This window comes from Comamonas trifloxystrobinivorans (assembly GCF_043359985.1).
Lineage (GTDB): Bacteria > Pseudomonadota > Gammaproteobacteria > Burkholderiales > Burkholderiaceae_C > Comamonas > Comamonas trifloxystrobinivorans.
In genome coordinates this window covers 79,233-103,409 of record NZ_JBHZGV010000005.1, presented here as the reverse complement: position 1 = coordinate 103,409, position 24,177 = coordinate 79,233, and the positions used below count along the sequence as shown (strand labels likewise).

The window sequence follows — 24,177 nt, the reverse complement described above, 5'->3', positions numbered from 1 at the left end:
CCTTGCCTTAATTTTGAGCAGTGCTGGCTTTATCCCGCTAGATCAAAGGCTTGTCTGGCTTATCTACAAGGCTTTCCTCAGCTTTCCACAAGATTGTGCCCGCCGGATGGGGACAAACTGGCGCTGGCTTGTTCCTGCAGGTAATCGACCAGCGCGCGCAGCTTGGGCGGGATATGCGGGCCGGGCGCGTACACCGCGTAAGCCATGCGTGGTGCGTAGCTGCCCACCAGTTGCCAGGCGGGCAGCACCTGGGCCAGGCGGCCGGCCTGCAGGTAAGGCCGGGCCACAAAATCGGCCATCAGTGCAATGCCGGCGGGCAGCGGTTGCAGCAAAGCCTGCAGCATGCCTTGGCTGCTGGCAATGGTGATGGGCGTGTTCAAGCGCAGCTTGGTGGGGCTGGCCTCGGGTGTTGCGCTTGGCACCAACTCCACCACGTTCTGAAAAGCGCCATACCCCAGGCTCATGCAAGCGTGGGCTTGCAGATCGGCCGGCTCGTGGATCGGCGGCTGCGCCTGCAAATACGCGGCTTGCACCACCAGCAGGTAGCGCACCGGTACCAAAGGCCGTGCCACCAAGGCGGGCGGCAAGGCCTGCGGCAGGGCAATGCGGATGGCCAGATCCAGGCCTTGCGCGGTCAGATCGGCCATGGTGTCGCTCAGCTGCATCTGCACCCGCACCTCGGGCCAGCGAGCGCAAAAGCCGGGCAGCAGCGGCGCGAGCCAACAATCGCCAAACACGGCGGGAGCGCTGATGCGCAGCACGCCTTGCGGTTGCTGGCGGTGCGCGGCAGCGCGAGACAAAGCCAGCTCGGCGCCATGCAGCATCTGGCCGCAGGCGGCGTGCACTTCGGCGCCCACCTCGGTCAGCGACAAAGAGCGCGTGGTGCGCAGCAGCAGCTTCACGCCCAATTGCGCCTCCAGCCGGCCCACGCTGCGGCTGACGGCCGAAGTCGTCAAGCCCAGCTGGCGTGCGGCGGCCGCAAAGCTGCGCTGCTGCACCACTTGGGCAAACACCTGCAAATCAGCCAAAGGCAAGGACGACAGGGACATGGCAGCTCCGCTAGTTTGTTGCTTTCAATTCAATAATAAATTGAAATAAACAGGGATTGTTGATTTTTCATTGCGCTGCGAGCATGGCAAGCATTGTTGATGCTCTAACCAGGACTGCCATGAAAACCTCTGTTTTGCCTGCCCCTTCTCACACGGCAACAAGCTCTAGCGAGTCTCAGCACCAGGGCGGCACCTGGAGCATGGTGGCGGCCATGCTGCTCTCGGGCACCATCGGGCTGGTGGTGGTGGAAAGCGGCTTGCCGGTAGAAGCCGTGGTGTTGCTGCGCTGCCTGCTGGGCTCGCTGGGCTTGGCGGCTTGGCTGTCGTGGCGCCGCGCCTGGGTTCGGCCCTTGCGCAGCGATAGCGCCTGGATGCTGCTGGGCGGCGTTTGCCTGGTGGCCAACTGGGTGGCTTTGTTCCATGCCTATGCGTTCGTGGGCATTGCTGTGGCCACGGTGGTGTACCACGTGCAGCCGTTCTTGTTGGTGCTCGCAGCCGCTTTAGGCGGTGAGCCGCTGCGTTGGCGGCAACTGCCTTGGATGCTGTTGGCCTTGGGCGGCGTGGTGCTGACCAGCGGGCTGGGCAGCTCGGCAGCCGCTGCTCTTGCAACTGCTCCGCACGCAGCCAGCCAAGCAGCTTGGGGCGTGGCGCTGGCTTTGCTGGCCGCGAGCCTGTACACGGTAACTGTGCTTGCCACGCGCCGGGTGCAGCGTTTGCCAGCGGCGCAAGTCGCCATGGGGCAAATGCTGGCGGGTGGCGCAGCGCTGGCTTTGTGGCAGTTGCCGGCGGGTCTGGCCTTGTGGGCGCAAAGCGGCTGGCTGGTGCTGGCGCAGCCGGGCAAAACCTGGGCTTGTGTTTTGCTGCTGGGCCTGGTGCACACCTCGCTCATGTACGGGCTGATGTATGCCGCCTTCCAGCGCCTGGGCGCGGCTGCGATTGCCATGCTCAGCTTTGTCTACCCGGCCGTGGCTTTGCTGGTGGATCTGTACTGGTTCGGCACCGAGCCGGCGGGCGCGCAGTGGTTGGGCATGGCGCTGATTGTGCTGGCCGTGCTGGGTTACCGCTGGCAGGAGCTGCGTCAGCGCGTTTGAATGTGGCTTGGGCTTGCGCTGGCTTTGATGTAGGCGGGTTTACTTTTCTTCGCAGTCAATGCAGGGCAAGCGCAACAAGGCTGCACTAGCATGCGATCATTCTTGATACACAGGGGCTATGCCAACGGGGTATGGTGCCTGCTGTGGTCGAAAAAACGCATTCATCGCCAGCCATGGACCAGAAAACCAATACCACCAACGCAGCGCCCGTCTCCCAGCCTTCTTCTGTCACCACGGAGCCGCCCAAGCCGCGTCGGCGCTGGCTGGGCTCGACCATTGCGGTGCTGCTGGTGGCGGCGTTAGGCGGTGGCGCCTGGTACCTGGTGCAAGGCAGGCAGGCGGGCGGAGCGCCCGGCGGCATGGGCGGGCCGGGTGGCCCCGGCGGCCCTGGCGGCATGCGCGCCATGACGGTGACTGTCGGCAGTGCTGCCGTCAAACGCCAAAGCCTGCCGGTTACGCTGACGGCCATGGGCACGGTGGTGCCCACGACTACGGTCACGTTAACCACCCAGGTCTCGGGCATCTTGCGCGACGTGTTGTTTACCGAAGGCCAAATGGTGAAAAAAGGCCAGAAGCTGGCTCAGATCGACCCACGTCCTTTCGAGCAAGCGCTGATGCAGGCCAAGGGCCAGCTCGCGCGTGACCAGGCGCAGCTCGATGCCGCGCGCGTTACCTTGAAGCGCTACCAAACCCTGTGGGCGCAGGATTCGATTGCGCGCCAAGATCTGGACACGCAATCGGCCACCGCCAAGCAGCTCGAAGGCACGGTGCTGGCAGACCAGGCGGCCGTGCAAACCGCGCAGCTGAACCTGGGCTACACCAATATCACTTCGCCCATCGACGGCCGTATCGGTTTGCGCGCCATCGACCCGGGCAACTACGTCAGTGCAGGTGGCACCACGGGCATTGCCGTCATCACCAAGGTAGCGCCGATTGACGTGAGCTTTACCGTGCCGCAAGACCATATTCCCTCGGTGCTCGATGCGCAAAAGCAAGCCTCCCAGCTCGCCGTGGTGGCCTTGGACCGCGCTGGCAGCAAGCCGCTGGCGACCGGCCAGTTCCTCACCTTGGACAACCAGGTCGACACCACCACCGGCACTGTCAAGGCCAAGGCGCGCTTTGACAATGCCGACGGCCAGCTCTTCCCCAACCAGTTTGTCAACACGCGCCTGACGTTGAAGGACATCAGCAGCCTGGTGATCCCCGTCACCGCCATCCGCACTGGCGGCAATGGCGATTTTGTCTACGTCATCAACAGCGACCGCACGGTGAGCCAGCGCTCCGTCATCCGTGGCATGAGCACGGTAGAGCTGGTGGCCATCAGCAGCGGCTTGAAAGAGGGCGAGCTGGTAGTGACCGAAGGCGCCGATCGCTTGAAAGACGGCGCCAGCGTCATGCTGCAAGGCGACACGCCCACGCAGGCGCCCGGCGCCAGCAGCGGCCGCCGCGGCGCCCGTGGCGAAGGCGGTGGCCGGCGTGGTGAGGGCCGCCCGGGTGAGGGCCGCCCCGGCGGCGGCGCACCGGGGGCAGCGCCGGCCGCAGAAGGCGCGGTGGTGCCAGCCGCTCCTGCTGCTGCGCCCACAGCTCCAGCTGCGCCCGCAGCACCCGCCGCCAGCGCCGCTGGCAATGCGCCTGCCCAAGCAAAGTAAGGCCGGTTTGCGATGAGTCCTTCCCGTCCGTTTATCCAAAGGCCGGTGGCCACGGCCTTGCTCATGCTGGCCATCGTGCTGTCGGGCCTGGTCGGCTTCAAGCTGTTGCCGCTGTCGGCGCTGCCCGAGGTGGATTACCCCACCATCCAGGTGCAAACCTTGTACCCCGGCGCCAGCCCCGAGGTGATGAGCCGCACCGTGACCGCGCCGCTGGAGCGCCAGCTCGGCCAGATGTCCGGGCTCGACCGCATGGCTTCCACCAGCGCGGCCGGCGTGTCCATCATCACCTTGCAGTTCCAGCTGGGCCTGTCGCTTGATGTGGCCGAGCAGGAGGTGCAGGCCGCCATCAACGCCAGCAGCTCCTTGCTGCCGGCAGATTTGCCGGCGCCGCCGGTATACGCCAAGGTCAACCCGGCCGACACGCCGGTGCTGAGCCTGGCCATCACCTCCAACGAGCTGCCGCTGACCGAGGTGCAGAACATCGTCAACACGCGGCTGGCGCAAAAGATCAGCCAGGTCAGCGGCGTGGGTTTGGTCAGCTTGGAAGGCGGGCAAAAGCCGGCCATGCGCATCCAGGCCAACACGCAGGCGCTGGCGGCCAACGGCATCACGCTCAGCAGCTTGCGCACTGCTATCAGCAACGCCAATTCCAACTCGGCCAAAGGCAGTTTTGACGGCCCCAAGCGCGCCTACTCGATCAACAGCAACGACCAGCTGCTGACCGCCGCCGATTACATGAACCTGATCGTCACCTGGAAAGACGGCGCCCCGGTGCTCATGAAAGACGTGGCCCGCGTGGTGGCCAGCGCCGAGAACAACCGCCTGGCCGCCTGGGTGGGCGACACGCCAGCCATCATCGTCAACGTGCAGCGCCAGCCCGGCGCCAACGTGATCGCCACGGTCGACGCCATCAAGGCGCGCCTGCCCGAGCTGACCGCTTCGCTGCCGACCTCCGTTCAGGTGAAAGTGCTGACCGACCGCACCACCGGCATCCGCGCCTCGGTCGAGCATGTGCAGATGGAGCTGGCGCTGGCCGTGCTGATGGTGGTGCTGGTCATCTTCTTCTTTTTGCACAGCCTGCGCGCCACGGTGATCGCCAGCCTGGCGGTGCCCATCTCGCTCATCGGCAGCTGCGGCGCCATGTATTTGCTGGGCTACAGCCTCAACAACCTGAGCCTGATGGCGCTGACCATTGCCACCGGTTTTGTCGTCGACGATGCGATCGTGATGATCGAGAACATCGCCCGCTACATCGAAGAAGGCGAAACACCGATGGCAGCTGCGCTCAAGGGCGCGGCGCAGATCGGCTTCACCATCATTTCGCTGACGGTGTCGCTCATCGCGGTGCTGATTCCGCTCTTGTTCATGGGCGATATCGTGGGCCGCCTGTTCCGCGAGTTTGCCGTCACGCTGGCGCTCACCATCTTGATCTCGGCCGTGGTCTCGCTCACCCTGGTGCCGATGATGTCGGCACGCTGGCTCAAGCGCGAAGACACGGGCGCCAAAGCCACCGGCTGGTCGGCTGCCGTGCAGCGCGGTTTCGACAAGGTGATCCACCATTACGACCGCGGCCTGCACTTGGTTTTCCGCCACCAGGCGCTGACCTTGCTGGTGGCCGTGGCCACCTTGGTGCTCACCGGCTTGCTCTATCTGCTGATTCCCAAGGGCTTGTTCCCGACGCAAGACACCGGCCAGCTCCAGGCCCAGATCGTGGCCGCGCAAGAGGTGTCGTTTGCCCGCATGAGCGAGCTGCAAAAGCAGGCCGTGGCCGCCATCGTGCAAGACCCAGATGTGGAATCGGTCAGCTCCGTGGTGGGCGTGGATGCGGCCAACAACACCATGCTGAACACGGGCAGTTTGTCGATCAATCTCAAGCGCCCGCACGATGCGCAAGAAGCGGTGATGCAGCGCCTGCGCGAGCGCGTCAACAGCGTGGCCGGCGTCTCGATCTTCTTGCAGCCCACGCAAGACCTGACCATCGATTCGCAAAGCGGCGCCACCGAATACCGCTTGTCCATTGGCGGCGTGAACACCGACGAGGTCAACCAGTGGACGCAAAAGCTGGTGAGCAAGCTGCACGAAGTGCCGCAAGTACAAAACGCCACCAGCGATGCGGGCCGCCAGGGCTTGTCGGCCTTCGTCAATGTCGATCGCGACACCGCATCGCGCCTGGGCATCAGCGCCAGCAGCATTGACGACACGCTCTACAGCGCTTTCGGCCAGCGCATCGTCTCGACCATTTTTACCGAAACCAACCAGTACCGCGTGATTCTGGAAGCCCAGCAAGAGCAGCTCAACAGCGTGCAAACTTTGGGCAACCTGGCCATCAGCGCCAACAGCAGCGGTGCCACGCCGTTGTCGGCGATTGCCGCCATCCAGGAGCAAATGGCGCCGCTGCAAGTCACCCGCGTGGCGCAGTACCCGGCGGCTACCTTGGGCTTTGACACGGCGCCGGGCGTATCGCTGGGCAATGCGGTGACAGCCATCAAAAAAGCGGCGCAAGAGATTGGTTTGCCGGCCTCGCTGAGCATGGAGTTTCTGGGCGCTGCCGGTGCCTACCAGCAATCGCAAACCAGCCAGCTGCTGCTGATTCTGGCCGCGCTGGTCTGCGTTTATATCGTGCTGGGCGTGCTGTACGAGAGCTATGTGCACCCGCTCACCATTCTCTCCACCTTGCCCTCGGCCGGCGTGGGTGCCTTGCTGGCGCTGATGTGGAGCGGCAACGACCTCGGGGTGATCGGCATCATCGGCATCATCTTGCTGATCGGCATCGTCAAGAAAAACGCGATCATGATGATCGACTTCGCCATCGACGCCGAGCGCCACCAGGGCATGGGCCCGCAAGAGGCCATCCACCAGGCGGCGCTGCTGCGCTTCCGCCCCATCTTGATGACCACCTTGGCCGCGCTGTTTGCCGCCTTGCCGCTGATGTTCGGCTGGGGCGATGGCGCCGAGCTGCGCCGCCCGCTGGGCCTGGCCATCTTTGGCGGCTTGATGCTCAGCCAGCTGCTCACGCTCTTCACCACGCCGGTCATCTACCTGGCTTTTGACCGCCTGGGCGCGCGCTTGGGCGACCGCACCAGCGCTGACCACGGAGCCGAGGCATGAACCTGTCCTCGCCCTTTGTCAAACGCCCGGTGGCCACGGTCTTGCTGACCATCGGCATCGCGCTGGCCGGCATTGCAGCTTTCTTTGTGCTGCCGGTGGCGCCGCTGCCGCAGGTCGACTACCCGATGATCTCGGTCAGCGCCAGCCTCTCGGGCGCCAGCCCGGAGAACATGGCCTCCAGCGTGGCCACGCCGCTGGAGCGGCACCTGGGCGTGATTGCCGGCGTCAACGAGATGACCTCGAACAGCTCGACCGGATCGAGCCGCATCAACCTGCAGTTCGATCTCAAGCGCAACATCGACGGTGCGGCCCGCGAGGTGCAGGCCGCCATCAACGCAGCGCGCACCGATCTGCCGTCTGATCTCAAAACCAATCCCACCTACCGCAAGATGAACCCGTCGGACGCGCCGGTCATCATCCTGGCCATGACCTCGCCCACGCGCACGCCGGGCGAGCTGTACGACGAAGTGTCGAACGTGGTCAGCCAGCGCATCTCGCAGGTCAACGGCGTGGGCGATGTAGAAATCGGCGGCGGCTCGCTGCCGGCCGTGCGCGTGGAGCTGCTGCCGCAGTCGCTCAACAAATACGGCATTGCCACCGAAGACGTGCGCGCCGCCATCCAGGCCGCCAACGCCAACCGCCCCAAAGGCGCGATCGAGAACGACGGCAACCGCCTGCAAATCTACACGCCCGCGCCCGAGCGCCGCGCCAGCTGGTACACCGGCCTGGTGGTGGGCTGGCGCGATGGCGCGGCCGTGAAACTGGGCGATGTGGCGCGTGTGATCGACGGCCCGGCCAATGTGCACACCATGGGCCTGTTCAACGGCCAGCCGGCCATTCTGGTGCTGATCACGCGCCAGCCCGGGGCCAACATCATCGAGACCGTGGACAACGTGCGCAAGCTGCTGCCCGAGCTGCAGGCGCAGCTGCCCAAGGACGTGACCATCCGCGTGGCCAGCGACAGCACCAACTCCATTCGCTCGTCGCTGCGCGAGATCGAAACCACGCTGATGGTCTCGGTCGTGCTGGTGGTGCTGGTGGTGGGCGCTTTCATCCGCAAGGTGCGGGCCACGGTGATTCCGGCGGTGGCCACTGTGGTCTCGCTGCTGGGCACTTTTGCCATCATGTACTTGCTGGGCTTCAGCCTCAACAACCTGAGCCTGATGGCGCTGACTGTGGCCACCGGCTTTGTGGTGGACGACGCAATTGTGGTGCTGGAGAACACCAGCCGCCATATCGAAGCGGGCATGGACAAAATGGCCGCCGCTTTGCAAGGCGCCCGCGAGGTGGGCTTTACCGTGCTGTCGATCAGCTTGTCGCTGGTGGCGGTGTTCATACCGCTCTTGTTCATGGACGGCCAGATTGGCCGCCTGTTCAAAGAGTTTGCAGTGACCTTGTCGGTGGCGGTGATGATCTCGCTGGTGATCTCGCTCACCACCACGCCAATGATGTGCGCCTGGTTTCTGCGCAATGAAGACGCGCTAGAGGCTGCGCCGCGAGGCCGCGTGGCCCGCGCTTTGGAAGCCGGCTTTGCCTGGATGCTGCGTGTCTACGAGCGTTGCCTGGATTGGGCCTTGCACAGCAAGGCGCTGGTGATTGCGATCTTGCTGGTGGTGATAGGCATGAACGGCTACCTCTTCATGCATGTGCAAAAAGGCTTTTTCCCGCAGCAGGACAACGGCCAGCTCAACGGCGGCCTGCGCGCTGACCAGAGCATCTCGTCCACCGCCATGGCCGGTAAGCTGCGCGAGGCGCTGGCCATCATCCAGCAAGACCCGGCGGTGGATACCGTGGTGGGTTTTTCGGGCGGCAGCCGCGCGGGCAGCGGCTTTGTCTTCATCAACCTCAAACCCGTCAAAGAGCGCGATGTCACCAGCCTGCAAGTGGTGGCGCGCCTGCGCCCGCAGCTGGCGCAGATCACCGGCCTGCGCGTGTTTCTGAACCCGGTGCAAGATTTGCGCATGGGCGGGCGCTCGTCCAACTCCACCTACCAGTACACGCTCAAGAGCGACAACACGGCCGACCTCAAGCTCTGGGCCACGCGCCTGGCCGACCGCCTCAAACAAGAGCCGCTGCTGCAAGACGTGGATACCGACCAGTCGGAAAACGGCGTCGAGGTGTATGTCGAGGTAGACAAGCAAGCCGCAGCGCGCCTGGGCGTCAACCCCAAATCCATCAACAACGCGCTCTACAACGCTTTCGGCCAGCGCTCGGTGGCCACGATCTACAGCGATTTGAACCAGTACTCGGTGATCATGGAATGGGCGCCCGAGTACACGCGCGGGCCGCCAGCACTGCAAGACATTTACGTGCCCTCGAACCTGAGCGGCAGCGTAGGCACGGCGGCCAACCCGGCGCTCAAGAGCGCCTCGACCGGTAACGTCATCAGCACGGCGGCCGACACCATGGTGCCCTTGTCGAGTTTTGCCAAAGTGGTGGACCGGCCGGCGCCCACCTCGGTCAGCCACCAGGACGGCGAGCTGGCCACCACCATCTCCTTCAACCTGGACGAAGGCGTGGCGCTGAGCCAGGCGCAGGCGGTGATTGCCCAGGCCGAAGCCAGCATTGCCATGCCTATCAATGTGCGCGGCAGCTTCCAGGGCTCGGCAGCGAGTTTTCAGCAAACGCAGAACCAGCAGCTGTATTTGATTCTGGCGGCCATCGTGGTGATCTACATCGTGCTGGGCATGCTCTATGAGAGCCTGGTGCACCCGGTCACCGTGCTCTCCACCTTGCCGTCGGCCGGCGTGGGTGCGGTGCTGGCGCTGATGCTGTTCAACATGCAGTTCACGGTGATCGCGCTGATCGGGGTGTTTTTGCTGATCGGCATCGTCAAGAAAAACGCCATCCTGATCATCGACTTTGCGCTGGAGGCCGAGCGCTCGCGCGGCCTGAGTGCAGTGGAGGCGGTGCGCGAAGCCTGCCTGCTGCGCTTCCGCCCGATCTTGATGACCACGCTGGCCGCAGCGTTGGGCGCCTTGCCGCTGGCCATCGGTTTTGGCCAGGGCTCGGAGCTGCGCCAGCCGCTGGGCATCGCCATCATCGGCGGCCTGCTGGCCAGCCAGGTGCTGACCTTGGTGACCACGCCCGTCGTTTATGTACTGATGGACAAACAGCGCCGCCGCGCGCCCGACGAACGCCAGCTCAGCCGCACTGGCAACGACGGCGCTGCGCCGAGCATGGGATAAGACAATGAGCCAAATATTTGTATTGATGATGACCGCCGCACCCTTGCGCACCCTGGCTGCGGCTCTGTGCTGCGCAGGCGTGCTGAGCGCCTGCTCGGTAGCGCCGGTGTACGAGGTGCCCAGCACGCCAGCGCCAGCCAGCTTCAAAGAAGCGGGCGCGCTGTGGCAAAGCGCCCAGCCCAACGACGCGCTGGACCGCGGCGAATGGTGGCAGCTGTTCGCCGACGAGCAGCTCAACCGGCTGGCTGCGCAAGTGCAGGTAAACAACCAGAATATTGCCGCTGCCGTGGCCGCCGTGGCGCAGGCGCAAGCCGCCTTGCGCTCCGAGCAAGCCGGCTTGCTGCCCAGCGTGAGCGGCTCACTCGGCCAAACCCGCCAAGGCGGCGGCCAGGCCAATGGCAATGGCAGCGCATCGATAGGCATCAACGCCAGCTGGGATGCGGATTTGTGGGGCCGCTTGCGCGAATCGGTCAGCGCTGCGCAAAGCAGTGCGCAAGCCAGCGAGGCAGACCTGGCCGCCGCACGCTTGTCGGCCGTGGGCAGCCTGGTGCAAAACTACTTCAAACTGCGTGAGGCCGATGCCGAGTTGCAGATCTTGCAGCAGTCCATCGACGGCTACCAACGCAGCCTGCAGATTGTGCAAAACCGCTACAACGTGGGCGTAGAAGCCAAGACCGCCGTGCTGCAAGCGCAGACCACGCTGACCAATACCCAGGCCAGCCTGGAATCCACCCGCCAGGCGCGCCAGAGCTACGAACACGCCATTGCCGTGCTCACTGGCCAGGCGCCCGCGCAGTTCAGCCTGCCCGCCGTGCCCTGGCAAGTAACGCTGCCGCAAGTGCCGCTGGTGGTGCCTTCCACCTTGCTGGAGCGCCGGCCCGATATTGCGGCCGCCGAGCGCGCCGTGGCCGCTGCCAATGCGCAGATTGGCGTGGCGCAGGCCGCGTATTACCCGAGCTTGAATCTCTCGGGCTCGCTCAACCGCTCGGGCTCCAACCTGGGCAACCTGTTCAGTGCCTCGGGCCTGCTGTGGTCGCTGGGCGCATCGCTGGGCCAAAGCATCTTCAACGGCGGCGCGACCGCCGCGCAGGTGGATGCGGCCAAGGCAGCGCACGCCGCCAAAACCGCCACTTACCGCCAGACCGTGCTCTCGGCTTTTCAGGCCGTGGAAGACGGGCTGAGCAACAGCATGGCGCTGGCTGCACAACGCCCGTTGCTGCAGCAAAGCCTGGAGTCTGCGCAGCAGGTGGAGCAGCAAATGCTCAACCGCTACCAGGCCGGCCAGGTACAGTACACCGAGGTGGTCACCGCGCAAGCTACCGCCTTGAATGCCCGCCGCTCGCTGATCCAGCTGGAGTTGAACCAGCAACTGGCCGCCGCACAACTGGTGCAAGAGCTGGGCGGTGGCTGGCATGCGCCTTGGTTGGCGCAGCAAACCCAGCCGTAACAGTGTTCAGCGGCTGCGCCGCTGAACCCGTCAATCCCGCATCGCAAAGCCGAGCTGGCGCAGGAACGGACCCACCAGCGGCTGCCATTTCTTCGGGCTGCGCGAGAACAGGTTGTGGCCGTTGTCGCCGTCAGGCGGCAAGCGCACAAAGCGGGCCTGGCCGCCGGCTTTGTTATAGGCCTGAGCCCAGCGCTGCGGCAGCTCGGGGCCCCAGAACAAATCGTTCTCGGCATAGACCCATAAAGAGGGCAGCTGCGTCCGGCTGCCGTAGTGGGCCCAGCTTTGCTCCAGGTGCTCGGCGCTGCAAGGCTTGCCCGGAAACTTGACCGGGTTGCCACCGCCGCCGCCAGCAAAGTTGATGAGCGCCCGCACACCCGGCACCGGCTGCGCGCCCAAGGCGATAGTGGCCGCGCCGCCAAAGGAAACACCAACCACCACCACGCGCTCGCGGTCCACCTCGGGGCGTTTTTGCAAAGCCTGGACGACTTGCGCAATCTCTTGCGCCACCATGTCGAAGGTGGGCGTGTAGTGGCGGTTGCGGCAGGCGTCCATCTGCTCGACATCGGCACCGCCTGTCACGCCGTAACCCAGCCGCACTGGCACGGCCACGACAAAGCCCGATTGTGTGAAGTAGTGCGCTGCCGCCGGGTAGCGGGCGCGGCCCAGCTTGGCGCGGTCGGCCGCATCGACAGCGCGGCCATGGTTGATGACAACCAGCGGATGCGGCCCTGGGCCTGGGGGTGTGTACAGCGTCACCATCAGCTCGGCCTGCACCGGCTGACCTGTTTGGTTGCGGAAGCTGACCGCGATTTTTTCGCTGCTCTCGCGCACGCCTGTGCCCAGTTCCTTAGTGCTTGCGGCGTTGTCGTTTTTGGCGGCTGCGTTGCCGGTTGAGCCGGGCGGCGTTGAGCAGGCGAGCAGGGATGCGCTGAGCGCAGTAAAAGCAAGCAGACGCGATAAGCCGGAAAAGCGCATGGTGGCAGCAAGGCAGTGCAGGTGCCGCAGCATAGCGGTTATGCGCAAACCGCTTACGCCGGGCAGTCGTCAAGGTGCCAGTTGTGGCAGAAAGTTGCGCCCGGTGCGTTCGACAAAGCTGGCGTAAGTCATGGGCGGGCCCATCTGGGCGCTGGCGTTGTTGGGCAGCACCCAGGCCCAGGCGCGTTGCTGCTGCTCGTCGTAGACCAGTTTGTACAAATGGCTGGGCACCCAGACATGGTTGTGGCCAATGGTGCGGGCACCTTGCTCGAACAGCGGGCCGGTGTAGACAAACACATTGCCACCGGCGCGCTTGGCGTATTTGCGCACATCGGCTTCGAGCTTGCTCCAGACCTTGCGGTTGTTCGTCGGGTCTTGCGGCACCATGTTCGACAACGCAAACGACTGCGCCATGCCGCTCTCGCTGCTTTGGTTGGCGGCAGCGGCCATGTGGCCGCGGTCGTAGCCGCTGCCTTGGTAATCGGCCAGATCGGCCTTGTAGGCCGAGCGCAAACGCGCATCGGCATAAAAGCGGTCGGTGCGCTCCTGGCCGGCGGCGTATTGCAGGCGCTGGCGGTTGAGCCTTTCGATGGTGACGATCGGCGTTTTGGACAGGCCCGAGTAAAGCACTGCAAAGCCGTCCGAGCACAGCACCACCGGCTTCCAGCCCGCGCCCACGCTCGCCAGCGACAAAGGCGCGCTGGGCGGCAACTGCTCAGCGCATTGCGCAAAACTGTTGTTGCCTTGCGTTGGCTTGTCGTTGGCTTTGTGGCTGCTGGCAGAGCTGTTGCCGACGCTGCCGCTGGCCTGCGGGTGCGCAGCGTCGCGGCTTTGGCGGGCTACCTCTTGGAAAGAGCTGCGCCAGTCGTCGAAGCGCTCTTGCTGCTCGCCCCACCAATGGCTGGCATTGCGCACGGCGGGCACTTGCTGCACCCAGCCGGTGGCGGTGCTGATGGCCTGGTTGCGCAAGGCTTCGAGCTGCGGCACCCAGAGCATGGAACCCGCTGTGGCCAGCACGCCGTAGGTCGTCAGCGCTGCCTTGCCCACCAGCGGGCGGACAAAGCGGCCCAGCAAGCCGGAAGCACTGCTGTTTTTGCGCTTGCCAGAGCGCGAAGACGAACGGGAACGGGGCGGAGAGCAAGCCATGAAATACACCAACACCAGGGCCGTTCTGCGGCCCAGCAAAGCAAACGCAAGCCCGCGGGCTTGCTATGCTTATTGTGGCGCGGTTTCCAAGGCTGGGGCGCGATATCGGCCAGATTATTTGGCTGCTTCAGACCGTGCAAAGCGGGCGCTGAAACAAGTGCGCCCGTGGGTCGATTGCACTTCGATCTGGCCGCCATGCGCTTGCACGATGGCCTGGCAAATGGCCAGGCCCAGGCCGCTGCCTTCGGCATCGGGCCGCTGGCGCGAGCGATCCACGCGGTAAAAGCGGTCGAACAGGCGCGGCAAATGCTCGGGCGCAATCGTCTCGCCGCTGTTGCAGACCGACAGCGTGAGCGCCTGAGCCTCTTGCTGGATGTGGATGTCCACCGTGCTGTTGGGCGCGCCGTAGCGCAGCGCGTTTGACAGCAGATTGCCCAGGGCGCGGCGAAGCATCAGCGGGTCGCCTTGCAACTGGCCCTGGCCGCTGACGCGCAATTGCATCTGCCGCGATTCGGCCAGCGCATCGTAAAAGTCGCACAGCTGCAAAGCCTGCTCGTGCAGATCGACGGATTCGGATTGCGGCAGCGCTGCGCCTGAGCCGGCATGGGCGAGAAAAAGCATGTCGCCGATCATGCGCGCAAAGCGCTGCAGCTCTTCGGTGGTGGAGGCCAGGGCTTCCTGGTATTCGGCCGCATCGCGCGGGTGCGCCAGAATGACCTCGGCCTGCATGAGCAAGCTGTTGAGCGGCGTGCGCAGCTCGTGCGCCAGATCGCCGGAGAACTGTTGCAGGCGCTCAAAATCGGATTGCAGCCGGTCTAGCATCTGGTTGAGCGACTGCGCCAGGCCTTGCATCTCGGCGGGCACCTCGGCCTCGGGCATGCGCGCTTGCCACTGCTGGCCGTTCACACGCATGGCCCGCTCGCGCATGATGCGCAAGGGCCGCAGCCCGGCGCGCGCCGCCAGCCAGCTGAGCAGGCCGCTGGCCAAGGTGGCGAGCAGCACAAACAGCGCGAGCGCCCGCGTCATGTGGCGCAGAAACTGGTTTTTGCGGTTTGTCTCCAACGCCAGCAGCAACTGGTAGGGCGTAGTGGCAGGTGCCGCCTCAGTGTGCAGTGGCAAAGGCTGCTCTAACCCGCGCAAAGCCAGCTCGCCAGCCTGCCAGCTGAGAATGCCTTGCCGGTTTTTGCGGCTTTCGGGCGGAGGCACCAGCGCAGCGTCGCCAAACAGCAATTGCTCGCCTTCCCGTAACTGCACATGCAGGCCGTGGTGGCTGCGCTGCAAGGCATCGAGCACGCGGTGCAGGTCTTGCGCATCGCGTCCTTCCATGAAGGTGTGGATCACCTGGAACTTCTCTTGCAAAAAGTCGGCGTCCTGCTGCACAAAATTGCGCTGTGTGGCATACAGCACCAGGGCCGACATGCTGGCCAGCACCAGCAGCGAAACGGCGGTGTAGAGCGTGGTGAGGCGCGTGGTCAGCGAGTAGGGCTTGCGCTTCATGGCGCGGGCGCTTCCAGCACATAGCCCATGCCGCGCACGGTGCGGATCAGCTTGGGCTCGAAATCGTCGTCGATCTTGGCGCGCAGGCGGCGCACTGCTACTTCGATGACATTGCTGTCGCTGTCAAAGTTCATGTCCCAAACCAGCGATGCGATCAGCGAACGCGGCAGCACCTCGCCAGCGCGGCGCATCAGCAGCTCCAGCAGGCCGAACTCTTTGGCCGTGAGGTCGATGCGCTTGCCGCTGCGTGTGACGCGGCGGCGAATCAGATCCAGCTCCAGATCGGCAATCACCAGGTTGGGGCTCTCCTGGCTGATGCGCCCGCGCCGCGTGATGGTGCGTACGCGGGCCAGCAGCTCGGCAAACGAGAAGGGCTTGATCAAATAATCGTCCGCGCCTAGCTCCAGCCCGCGCACGCGGTCGGCCACCTGGTCTTTGGCGGTGAGCAGCAGCACCGGCATCTGCAGGCCGCTGGCGCGCCAGGCAGCGAGAATCTGCCAGCCGTCCATGCGCGGCAGCATCACATCGAGCACCACCAGATCGTGCGGCTCCACGCAGCCGCAGTGGAAACCGTCGATGCCGTCTTGCACCAGGTTGACGCTGTAGCCCGCCTCCTGAAAGCCTTTTTGCAGGTATTGCGCGGTCTTGGGTTCGTCTTCAACAATCAGTATTTTCATGGCTCGGTGGGGCTCGGGGGCGGTGCTAGTGTGCCAGCGCAGCCGGCCTGCAGGCTGAGATAACGGAAATGTAATCTGCCTGTCATCTGCTGTGATTTGCCACTGTCTCAGCCTAAGGCAAGCAGCCGGCGAGCCTTGTCAGCCCCTTGCTGACAAAAGCGTAATGTGCGCGTCAGCCCACTGTGGGTGTCGGCTTTCTACAGTGCGTTCCAGGCCGGCTACAGGGCTGGCTGTTGCACAACTTACGGAGTAGAAAGATGACCCATTTGGAACGTTTGGCCATGACTACGGTGATGCTGGCTTTGGCGGGCTCGCCCGCACTGGCACAACCCGGCGCGCACTGGGTAGGCGGCGAAACCGGCATGGCCGTGGAGAACACGCCCGGCACGGCCGACCGCGCCCAGGTACAAGCCGATCTGGCCGCCGCCCGCAAAGCCCCAGGCTGGGACCAGCGCTTGCGCGAAGGCACGTACCCGGCTGAGCCCGCTGCGCAGCAGGCCGAGCCACGCAGCCGCAGTGCTGTGCAGCAGGAGTTGCTGGCGGCCAAGCAAGATGGGGTGGATTTGAATCCGCGGCCGCAGTAAAGGGGCGCTGGCTTGCTGGCTGCAGCTGGCTGGGGGCGGACGTGTAGAGGTGAGCATCTGCGTCCCCGAACGGAGAGGTCTGCGCTTCGCGCAGATGCCGGGATTTCGCCCCGGCGGGCGACCTCCCTTTTTGCTGCACGGCAAAAAGCGAGGGGAAAAAACGTGCCCTGCAGCCAGCGTCCCCGACCGCCCCGCGTAGCGGGGCAATCGGGGCAACCTGCGCTCACAGAAAATACCGGCGTGCGGTGGAACTCGTTGCGCGCCAAGGCGCTCCACTCAAACAGCCACCGCAAGTCAGAGCACGAAGTTTGGCTGCTCTTCGGCAGCCAAACCGCCGGTATTTGCTGCGATCGCAGGCGCTGGCTGAAAGGGGTGGGGAGGAACAGCCGAACAGCCGAATAGCCAACAGCCTGCGAGAGTTGCGCTGCATGCGTACTTCTGGCGCTGAAAGAAAAAGGCGTGCTCGCGGCACGATGATGCTGAACACACTGCGCGTCCACGCAGGCGGCAGGCACGCGTGCCTGGTACGCCTGGCGCAGTGTGTTTGGTTTTTGTTCGCGTCAGCGAAAATCTCGGCTGCGCATGCGTAGCGGTGCCAGCCAATCGGACAGATCGCGCAAGCGCTGAGCAATCAGGTTGCCGGCGCCTGCGCCGTTGCGCTGCCAGCGGCCCTCTACGGCCAAGAGGCGGGCTTGTAAAAGGGCATCGCGTTGTTGCTCGCGGATGCGGGGCCAGCAGATCACTTGCAGGTTGCCAGTTTCGTCTTCCAGGGTGACGAAGACCACGCCCTTGGCTGTGGGCGGTTGCTGGCGCAAAGTGACCAGGCCGCAGGCGCGCACCCAGCTGCCGTCGCGGCATTGTTGCAGTTCGGCCTGGCTGCGAAAGCGGTGCTGCTGCAGGCGCTCGCGCAGCAAGGCCAGCGGGTGGCGGCGCAGGCTCAGGCCGAGTGCGGCGTAGTCCCAATGAATGGCTTCGGGCTCGCTGGCGGGCAGCAGCTCCAGCCGTTCTTCGTCGATGGGCGCGTCGCGCAGCAAGGCGCGGGCCTGGCGCGGTGCTGCGGCTTGCCAGAGCTGGTTGCGGCGGTGGCCTTCGAGGCTGAGCAGAGCATCGGCGGCAGCGAGTTGTTGCATGGCCGGCGCGTCGAGCTGGGCGCGCAGGGCCAGGTCTTCGGCGCTGATGAACGCGGCCACCTGGCGGGCTTGCACCACGCGCAAAGCCTGGGCTTGCGAGAGCTGGCGCACCAGGCGTAAACCCAGGCGCACGGCGGGTTGCGCGGCAGTGGCGGCTTCCATGCTGCAGTCGATGCCGCTGTACAGCACATCGACCGGCAAGACCTGCACGCCGTGCCGCTGCGCATCCTGAATGAGCTGGCTGTTGCTGTAAAAGCCTAGCGGCTGGCTGTTGACCATGGCGCACAGAAATTCGGCCGGGTAATGGCATTTGAGCCAGGCGCTGAAGTACACCAGCAGCGCAAAGCTGGCGGCATGGCTTTCGGGAAAACCGTATTCGGAAAAGCCCTGGATCTGCTGAAAAATCGATTCGGCAAACTCCTGCGTATAGCCGTTTTGGACCATGCCGTTGACGATCTTGTCGTAGTACTGCTGCAGGTCGCCAGTGCGGCGCCAGGCGGCCATGTTGCGGCGCAGGTGGTCGGCCTCGCCGGCGGTGAAGTCGGCGGCCAGCATGGCGATCTGCATCACCTGCTCTTGGAAGATGGGCACGCCCAAGGTGCGCTCCAGTGCTTGTTGGAGCGCGGCGCTGGGGTAGCTGACCGCCTCGAGCCCTTGGCGGCGGCGCAGATAAGGGTGCACCATGCCGCCTTGGATGGGGCCGGGTCGCACCAGTGCAACCTCGATCACCAGGTCGTAGTAGTTGCGCGGTTGCAGGCGCGGCAGCATGCCCATTTGTGCACGGCTTTCGATCTGGAAGACGCCCACGGTGTCGGCGGCGCAGACCATGTCGTAGGTGGCTTGGTCGCCGCGCGGGATATCGCCCAAACCAAAACTGCAGCCTTGGCGCTCGCTCACCAGGCGCAGCATTTTCTGCAGCGCTGTCAGCATGCCGAGCGCGAGCACATCGACCTTGAGCAGGCCGACGGCGTCGAGGTCGTCCTTGTCCCACTGGATGACGGTGCGGTTTTTCATGCTGGCGTTTTCGATCGGCACCATGCGCGACAGCGGCCCGCGGGTCAGCACAAAACCGCCCACATGCTGCGACAGGTGGCGCGGGAAATGGCGCAAGGCGGTCACCAGCTCTTGGAGCTGGCGCACGGCCAGATCGTCGGCCTGCAAGCCCGCTTGTTGCAGCGCTTCGGCGCGCAGCAGTTCGTGGTCCCACTGCGAATGGTTGCGGGCCAGGGGCTCGATCTGCTCGGGGCTGAAGCCCAGGGCTTTGGCCACATCGCGGATGGCCGATTTGCGCCGGTAGCGGATGACGACAGCCGTCAGACCGGCGCGGTGCAGGCCGTATTTTTTGTAGAGGTACTGGATGACTTCTTCGCGCCGCGCGTGCTCAAAATCCACGTCGATATCGGGCGGCTCGTTGCGCTCTTTGCTGATGAAGCGCTCGAACAGCACGGTGCTTTCGTCGGGGTTGACCTCGGTGATACCCAGGCAGTAGCAGACCGCCGAGTTGGCGGCCGAGCCCCGGCCTTGGCAGAGGATCTCTTGGCTGCGTGCAAAGCGCACGATGTCGTACACGGTCAAAAAATAGTGCTCGTAACGCAGCTCGCCGATCAGGGCCAGCTCTTTTTCCAGCAAGGCTTGTACCTTGGTGGGAATGCCTTGCGGCCAGCGCCCGGCCGCGCCCTGGTAGCTGAGCTGGCGCAGGTAGGCGGCCGGTGTGCAGTGCGGCGGCACCACTTCGTCCGGGTACTGGTAGCGCAGCTCTCTCAGCGAGAAATGGCAGTGTGCCGCGACCGTGAGCGTGGCCGCCAGCAGATCGGCCGGGTAGAGCTGCGCCAGGCGCAGGCGGCTGCGCAAATGGCGCTCGGCATTGGCTTGCAAGCCGTAGCCGCAAACGCTGAGCGGCGTGCGCAAGCGGGTGGCGGTGAGCACGTCCTGCAGCGGTTTGCGCGAGCGCACGTGCATGTGCACATCGCCCGCAGCAACCAGGGGAACGCCGCTGGCGCGACTGGTTTGGCGCAGCTGCAGCAGCCAGGCTTCGTCGCCCAGGCTGCGGTCCAGATGTACGGCCAGCCAGCAGCGGCCGGCAAACAGCGTTTGCAGCCAATGGGCCAAGGCCTGGGTTTGTTCTGCGTTGGCGCTGCGGGCCGGCGCGGCGAGCAGCACGCAGTCTTGCAAGGCCCGGCTTTTGATGGCCGCTTGAGCCAGCTGGTAGCTGCCTTTGGGGGAGTTGCGCCGCAGCTGGGTGATGAGTGCGCACAGGTTGCCGTAGCCGTGCAGGTTGCAGGCGAGGGCGATCAGGGTGAAATCGGGCGCCTGACTGTCGCTGCTGCTCACCTGGAACTGCGCGCCTACCAGCAAGGGCAGGCCGCAGGCTTGCGCGGCCACATGGGCGCGCACAATACCGGCGAGCGAGCATTCGTCGGTCAGCGCCAGTGCGCGGTAGCCCTGGCTGTGTGCGCGCTCGACCAGCTCGTGCGGGTGGCTGGCGCCGCGCAGAAAGCTGAAGTTGCTCAGGCTCCAGAGCTCGGCGTAATCGGGGAAGGCAAAGCGTTCAGAAGGGTGCATGGCTGGCCTGCGCCTCAGGCAAATTTGCCGTGCAAAAACCAGGCGCCGCCTTGCGCGGCCAGCCGGGTGTGGAAGATCCACAGCAGGCCGGCCTGGGCGTTGTGCGCCACCCAGTAATCGCGCACGGCGGTGTGGGCAGTTTGCGGGCTGACAGGCGCATCGTCAGCGGCGCGGTCGGCCAAAAAACCGGGGCTGCGATGCCACCAGCCGCCTTCGAGGCGCTGCGGGCCCAGCAGCAGTTGCAGCGGCCCTTGGTAGAGCGGCTGGCTGTTGCCGTCTTGCAGCAGGCGCAGCGGCTCGGCCAGCAAAAAGCTCGGTTGCGGCAGCGGCGGCACGGCTTCGGCGCGGGTGCGTGCAGCGCTGTTGGCGGGGTGCCATTGCACCTGCCATTCGGGCCGGTGGTCGGGCCGCAGCAGCGGGCGCTGCACCTGGTGCGTGCCCAGGCGGGCGCTGATGCGTTCGAGCACCAGCTCCAGGCTCTCACTGCTGGCGCCGGCCTCGGGCAACAGGCTGGCACTGCTCTCGGCCAGCGGCTCGGGCGCATCGGCGTGCAAGCTCAGCTCGCCCACCGGCGCGAGCAATTGCACATGGGCCAGGTGCTCTTGCAACAGGCGGCTGAGGTGCTGGTGGTTGCGGGTGGTGCTGGCGGTGTTCAGGACCAGCTCGCCACCATCGCCAGCGTGTTTGCTGCGCATGGCGTCGTGGCACCAGCGCAGTGTGCAGCTGCGGATGCCAGCGCGCTGCGCGGCCAGCCAGCCGCACAGCTGCAGCAGCAAGTGGCGTGCGCCGTGCAGCAGGCCTTCGGCATGGTCGATGCGAAAAGGCAGCTCCAGCCGGGCGTCAAAACGCGCCGGCAGCGTGATCCAGCGCTGGCTGTCGGTGCGCAGGCCGCAGGCGCTGTCGAGCGCCTGGAGTAAGCCGGCACCAAAGCGCCGTGCCACACCGCTGCGCGGCAGCGCTTGCACGGCGCCCAGGTTGTGACAGCCCAGCGGGGCGAGCAGCTCGGCGTGCTCGGCTACCGCATCCAAGGCGCTCAGCGGCAACTCTGCCAGCACTTGCGCCAGCGGCGCGCCAAAGCCGTGGCGCAGGCCGCAGCGGGCCAGCGCAATGGCGGCCAAGCTGGTGGGCGCCCAGCTGATGCGTTGCACGCCTTGCAAGCGGCTCTCTCGCAGCAGCCGCCGCGCCAGCGCTTGGCGGCCGCCAAACAGGCGCTCGCTGGCCGCCAGCTCCAGCACCAGCGCATCGCCCCAGGCCGAGCTGGAAGGCACGCAAGCCACCCGCGGCGTGAACTGCAGCGCCCACAGCGCCAGGCCATGCATGCTGGCCACTGCGCCGGGCGCTGCCGCTTCAGTGCTGCAGGGCGGTGCGTGGGGCAACAAGGCGACCCAAAGCGGTGTCATGCTGTTTGGCCGGAAGTGGCGATGTGTGCGGCGTGCTGTGCGGCGCCTCGGGCTGCATGCGCGGTGTGAGCGCAGTTTGCAGGCAGTGCGGCACGGCAGGCAGATCGAGCCAGCCGGTATGCACCGGGCCGCGCCGCTTGAACACTTGCACTTGCAGCGCCCAGGGCGAGCTGGCGCGTGCCAGCAGGCGCAGCGGCGCGGCCGATGCCTGCTGCTGGCAGTGCTGAGGCCGAAAAAGAAAGACCAGCCCGGCAAACTGCTGTGCGCTGATCTGCAGGCGGCGTATCTGCTCGGGCAGCGCCTGGGGCAGCCAGGCGAGCAGGGCGCCGGCCGCGTTGGCGCGCAGCAATTGCTCCAGTGCCCAGAGCTGGTCTTGCGGGCTGCCGCCTTGTACCCAAACCAGTTGCTCGGGCGCAATGCCTTGCTGCGCCAGGCCGCTGGCGTGCGGCGGCAAGGGCGCACCCAGCGCCACAATGGCCTGGCGCTGAGCACTTTGTTGCTGCAAAGCCGCGGCTGCCAGGCGCCATTCCAGCTGGCCGGCCTGGGCCTGCAGCACCTCGATGAGGCTGTGGCTGGGCCAGCCGTGGCCGGGCAGCTCGGCATCCAGCGCTGCCCAGCCGCTGGGCGCGCAGACCCGCTGCGTGCGCAGCAAATGGTCGCCACGCCAGACGGCGTTGGCCACGGTGGGCGGCAGAGCAAGAGGTTTTTGGCTGCGCTGAAGCATAGTAATTAACTGTATTTATATACAGTATAAAACGATCTGCAGGCCAACGCTGAAACTGTGGAACTGCGCTGACAAGCGCTGGGTAAATGCATAGCAAACAATGGATGGCCTGTCTGCGCTGGCCGCGTTTTTTGCGGCTGGGCGCCGGGCGCAGTTAAGATCGGCAGCACATGCATACCCCAGAACCCCACGACCATGCCGAGCGGCCCGCAGCAGCCGCTCCATCGCAGCGGCGCAGCGCGCCCGACGATGGCGCCTTGCCGATCGACGGGCTGGAGCCGGTGCCCCACCTGGAGCGCAAGGCGGCTGCGCTGCTGCTGTTTACGCTGCTGCTGATCGTGGGCTCGGGGTTGTATCTGTTGTATGCACGGGGCGTGTTCGAGCCCACGCAATCGCTGGTGCTCACGGCCGAAAACTCCGAAGGCGTGTCGATCGGCATGGACATGACTTTCTCGGGCTTCCCGATCGGCAAGGTCGACAAGATCGAGCTGGCCAAGGACGGCACGGTGCGTATCCTGGTGGCGGTGCCGAAAAAAGACGCGCACTGGCTGCGCATCAGCAGCGTGTTCACGCTGGTCAAAGGCCTGGTGGGCGGCACCACGATCAAGGCCTATTCGGGCATCTTGGACGACCCGCCGCTGGAAGACGGTGCCGTGCGCGCCGTGCTGGCGGGCGACGCCACGGCCGAGCTGCCGCAACTGATGAGCAATGCCCGCCAGCTGCTGGAAAACCTGAACAATATGACGGCCACCGGCTCGGCCCTGGGCGGCACGCTGGAGCAACTGCGCGAGCTGAGCACCAAGCTCAACGGCCCGGGCGGTGTGCTGGGCGCGGCGCTGGGCGGTGACAGTGAGGCCAAGAAAATATCGCTCACCCTCGACCGCGCCAACCAGCTGCTGGCGCGCTTGGACGGCATTGCCAAAAATGCCGACAAACAGGTATTTGGCGCGCAAGGCGTGATGCCCGAGGTGCATGCCACCGTGCGGCAACTCAATGCCGTGCTGAGCGATGTGCGCGGCAGCCTGAAAAAAGTGGACGCCGTGCTGGTAGAGGCGCAAGCCGTGGGCGCCAACGCCAAGGACGCCACCAACAACCTGGGCGATCTGCGCGCCGATGTGGAGGCCAGCCTGCGCAAAGTTGAAGGCATGCTGACCGAGCTGAACCGCAAATGGCCGTTTGCCAAGAAGGATGCGGAGGTCAAGCTGCCATGATGCGCGTGCACGGAACCAGAATTGCCGCCATTTTGCTGGCGCTTGGCGCTTTGTCGGCCTGTGCCAGCAAGCACCGGGCGCCGGATTGGGCGATCAATGAACAAGGCGCGGCCGAGCGTGCCACCGAAGCCTATCTGTCCGGCGACAGCCGCGTGGCCGAAGCCGAATGGCGCCGCGCCCGTAGCGAAGTTACCCGCACTGCACGCCCCGATCTGCTGGCGCGCCTGGAGCTGGCGCGCTGCGCAGCGCAGGTAGCCGCCTTGGATGCAGCACCTTGCAGCGGCTACGACGCCGTGGCCACTGATGCGGCGGCACCCGAACAAGCCTATGCGCGCTATCTGCGCGGCCAGCTCAGCGCGGCAGATGTGGCGCTGCTGCCTAAGGCGCAACAAGCCATTGCCACCCAGCAAGCGGCGCAAGCAACTGCCACGCTGGCGGCTATCGAAGACCCGCTCTCGCGCCTGGTGGCCGCTGGCGCGCTGGCCGTGCGTGGCCCGCTGCCTATGGCTGTGGTGCAACAAGCCGTCGACACCGCCTCCGCCCAAGGCTGGCGCCGCGCCCTGCTGGCCTGGCTCATCAACCAGCAACGCCTGGCCCAGGAACAGGGCGACACCGCCCTGGCCGCCCAAGTGCAGCGGCGGCTGGATTTGCTGCAGGCCGCAGCGGCCAGCAAGTAAGCCAGCGGCAAACGGGCAGGGGGCTGCACCCCTACAATCGCTGCCCATGCAACTTTCAACGC

Annotated in this window: 16 protein-coding genes; 8 read left to right on the top strand and 8 right to left on the bottom strand. The window is 65.4% G+C overall.

Translation table 11 applies throughout. From position 1 onward, the window contains the following. Positions 1 to 77 precede the first annotated feature (77 nt). Complete coding sequence (locus tag ACFIQF_RS06885) at positions 78 to 1,049, bottom strand: LysR family transcriptional regulator (protein WP_393941377.1); 972 nt, start codon at positions 1,047 to 1,049, stop codon at positions 78 to 80. Between the two features lie 119 nt (positions 1,050 to 1,168). Between ACFIQF_RS06885 and ACFIQF_RS06880 the strand changes: the two genes are divergently transcribed. The 5 genes from ACFIQF_RS06880 to ACFIQF_RS06860 all read left to right on the top strand — a co-directional run bounded on the left by ACFIQF_RS06880 (position 1,169) and on the right by ACFIQF_RS06860 (position 11,532). After that, positions 1,169 to 2,140: a DMT family transporter gene (locus tag ACFIQF_RS06880; RefSeq protein ID WP_393941376.1), complete on the top strand. Its 972-nt coding sequence runs from the start codon at positions 1,169 to 1,171 to the stop codon at positions 2,138 to 2,140. Positions 2,141 to 2,313: 173 nt separating this feature from the next. Beyond that, positions 2,314 to 3,789 (top strand): MdtA/MuxA family multidrug efflux RND transporter periplasmic adaptor subunit, encoded by a 1,476-nt coding sequence (locus ACFIQF_RS06875; protein WP_393941374.1) that lies wholly within the window; start codon positions 2,314 to 2,316, stop codon positions 3,787 to 3,789. A 12-nt stretch (positions 3,790 to 3,801) separates the two neighbouring features. Then, the gene (locus tag ACFIQF_RS06870; RefSeq protein ID WP_393941372.1) at positions 3,802 to 6,897 is read left to right on the top strand and encodes an efflux RND transporter permease subunit; all 3,096 of its coding nucleotides are present in this window, start codon (positions 3,802 to 3,804) and stop codon (positions 6,895 to 6,897) included. Beyond that, the gene (locus tag ACFIQF_RS06865) at positions 6,894 to 10,085 is read left to right on the top strand and encodes an efflux RND transporter permease subunit (protein ID WP_393941370.1); all 3,192 of its coding nucleotides are present in this window, start codon (positions 6,894 to 6,896) and stop codon (positions 10,083 to 10,085) included. Before ACFIQF_RS06870 ends, ACFIQF_RS06865 begins: the two co-directional genes overlap by 4 nt. Positions 10,086 to 10,089: 4 nt before the next feature. Then, positions 10,090 to 11,532 carry an efflux transporter outer membrane subunit gene (locus tag ACFIQF_RS06860; RefSeq protein ID WP_393941368.1) on the top strand — a complete coding sequence of 481 codons (1,443 nt, stop codon included), beginning with the start codon at positions 10,090 to 10,092 and terminating at the stop codon, positions 11,530 to 11,532. Between the two features lie 30 nt (positions 11,533 to 11,562). On the opposite strand, the gene ACFIQF_RS06855 is transcribed toward ACFIQF_RS06860, so the two are convergent. The 4 genes from ACFIQF_RS06855 to ACFIQF_RS06840 all read right to left on the bottom strand — a co-directional run bounded on the left by ACFIQF_RS06855 (position 11,563) and on the right by ACFIQF_RS06840 (position 15,827). Next, positions 11,563 to 12,363, bottom strand: coding sequence for a dienelactone hydrolase family protein (locus ACFIQF_RS06855; protein WP_393941367.1), 801 nt, complete (start codon positions 12,361 to 12,363; stop codon positions 11,563 to 11,565). 213 nt (positions 12,364 to 12,576) lie between these two features. Then, positions 12,577 to 13,653, bottom strand: a complete 1,077-nt coding sequence (locus ACFIQF_RS06850; protein ID WP_393941365.1) for a DNA/RNA non-specific endonuclease — start codon at positions 13,651 to 13,653, stop codon at positions 12,577 to 12,579. Positions 13,654 to 13,767: 114 nt separating this feature from the next. Then, positions 13,768 to 15,150 (bottom strand): heavy metal sensor histidine kinase, encoded by a 1,383-nt coding sequence (locus tag ACFIQF_RS06845; protein WP_393941363.1) that lies wholly within the window; start codon positions 15,148 to 15,150, stop codon positions 13,768 to 13,770. Continuing rightward, a complete protein-coding gene (locus tag ACFIQF_RS06840) occupies positions 15,147 to 15,827 on the bottom strand; it encodes a heavy metal response regulator transcription factor (protein ID WP_393941361.1) in 681 nt (226 codons plus the stop codon). The genes ACFIQF_RS06845 and ACFIQF_RS06840 overlap by 4 nt, the downstream gene beginning before the upstream one ends. Positions 15,828 to 16,084: 257 nt before the next feature. Here ACFIQF_RS06840 and ACFIQF_RS06835 point away from each other — a divergent pair, with 257 nt between their 5' ends. Continuing rightward, the gene (locus ACFIQF_RS06835; RefSeq protein WP_393941359.1) at positions 16,085 to 16,411 is read left to right on the top strand and encodes a hypothetical protein; all 327 of its coding nucleotides are present in this window, start codon (positions 16,085 to 16,087) and stop codon (positions 16,409 to 16,411) included. A 560-nt stretch (positions 16,412 to 16,971) separates the two neighbouring features. On the opposite strand, the gene ACFIQF_RS06830 is transcribed toward ACFIQF_RS06835, so the two are convergent. Genes ACFIQF_RS06830 through imuA form a run of 3 tightly spaced genes read right to left on the bottom strand, consistent with a single transcriptional unit; the run spans position 16,972 to position 22,227 of the window. Continuing rightward, positions 16,972 to 20,103 (bottom strand): error-prone DNA polymerase, encoded by a 3,132-nt coding sequence (locus ACFIQF_RS06830; RefSeq protein ID WP_393941358.1) that lies wholly within the window; start codon positions 20,101 to 20,103, stop codon positions 16,972 to 16,974. A gap of 14 nt (positions 20,104 to 20,117) precedes the next feature. Next, positions 20,118 to 21,503, bottom strand: a complete 1,386-nt coding sequence (locus tag ACFIQF_RS06825) for a Y-family DNA polymerase (protein WP_393941357.1) — start codon at positions 21,501 to 21,503, stop codon at positions 20,118 to 20,120. Then, complete coding sequence (gene imuA, locus ACFIQF_RS06820; protein ID WP_393941355.1) at positions 21,451 to 22,227, bottom strand: translesion DNA synthesis-associated protein ImuA; 777 nt, start codon at positions 22,225 to 22,227, stop codon at positions 21,451 to 21,453. Before imuA ends, ACFIQF_RS06825 begins: the two co-directional genes overlap by 53 nt. A gap of 170 nt (positions 22,228 to 22,397) precedes the next feature. Here imuA and ACFIQF_RS06815 point away from each other — a divergent pair, with 170 nt between their 5' ends. Both ACFIQF_RS06815 and ACFIQF_RS06810 read left to right on the top strand, forming a co-directional pair. Further along, a complete protein-coding gene (locus ACFIQF_RS06815) occupies positions 22,398 to 23,438 on the top strand; it encodes an MlaD family protein (RefSeq protein ID WP_393941353.1) in 1,041 nt (346 codons plus the stop codon). Continuing rightward, on the top strand, positions 23,435 to 24,115 hold the full coding sequence (locus ACFIQF_RS06810) for a hypothetical protein (RefSeq protein WP_393941351.1): 681 nt from the start codon (positions 23,435 to 23,437) through the stop codon (positions 24,113 to 24,115). Before ACFIQF_RS06815 ends, ACFIQF_RS06810 begins: the two co-directional genes overlap by 4 nt. Positions 24,116 to 24,177: the final 62 nt, after the last annotated feature.

Coding starts and splice junctions, on each gene's coding strand:
- ACFIQF_RS06835 (WP_393941359.1), top strand. CDS start 16,085: ATGACCCATTTGGAACGTTTGGCCATGACTACGGTGATGCTGGCTTTG.
- ACFIQF_RS06875 (WP_393941374.1), top strand. CDS start 2,314: ATGGACCAGAAAACCAATACCACCAACGCAGCGCCCGTCTCCCAGCCT.
- ACFIQF_RS06860 (WP_393941368.1), top strand. CDS start 10,090: ATGAGCCAAATATTTGTATTGATGATGACCGCCGCACCCTTGCGCACC.
- ACFIQF_RS06885 (WP_393941377.1), bottom strand. CDS start 1,049: ATGTCCCTGTCGTCCTTGCCTTTGGCTGATTTGCAGGTGTTTGCCCAA.
- ACFIQF_RS06830 (WP_393941358.1), bottom strand. CDS start 20,103: ATGCACCCTTCTGAACGCTTTGCCTTCCCCGATTACGCCGAGCTCTGG.
- ACFIQF_RS06840 (WP_393941361.1), bottom strand. CDS start 15,827: ATGAAAATACTGATTGTTGAAGACGAACCCAAGACCGCGCAATACCTG.
- ACFIQF_RS06850 (WP_393941365.1), bottom strand. CDS start 13,653: ATGGCTTGCTCTCCGCCCCGTTCCCGTTCGTCTTCGCGCTCTGGCAAG.
- ACFIQF_RS06870 (WP_393941372.1), top strand. CDS start 3,802: ATGAGTCCTTCCCGTCCGTTTATCCAAAGGCCGGTGGCCACGGCCTTG.
- ACFIQF_RS06825 (WP_393941357.1), bottom strand. CDS start 21,503: ATGACACCGCTTTGGGTCGCCTTGTTGCCCCACGCACCGCCCTGCAGC.
- ACFIQF_RS06810 (WP_393941351.1), top strand. CDS start 23,435: ATGATGCGCGTGCACGGAACCAGAATTGCCGCCATTTTGCTGGCGCTT.
- ACFIQF_RS06845 (WP_393941363.1), bottom strand. CDS start 15,150: ATGAAGCGCAAGCCCTACTCGCTGACCACGCGCCTCACCACGCTCTAC.
- ACFIQF_RS06880 (WP_393941376.1), top strand. CDS start 1,169: ATGAAAACCTCTGTTTTGCCTGCCCCTTCTCACACGGCAACAAGCTCT.
- ACFIQF_RS06815 (WP_393941353.1), top strand. CDS start 22,398: ATGCATACCCCAGAACCCCACGACCATGCCGAGCGGCCCGCAGCAGCC.
- ACFIQF_RS06865 (WP_393941370.1), top strand. CDS start 6,894: ATGAACCTGTCCTCGCCCTTTGTCAAACGCCCGGTGGCCACGGTCTTG.
- imuA (WP_393941355.1), bottom strand. CDS start 22,227: ATGCTTCAGCGCAGCCAAAAACCTCTTGCTCTGCCGCCCACCGTGGCC.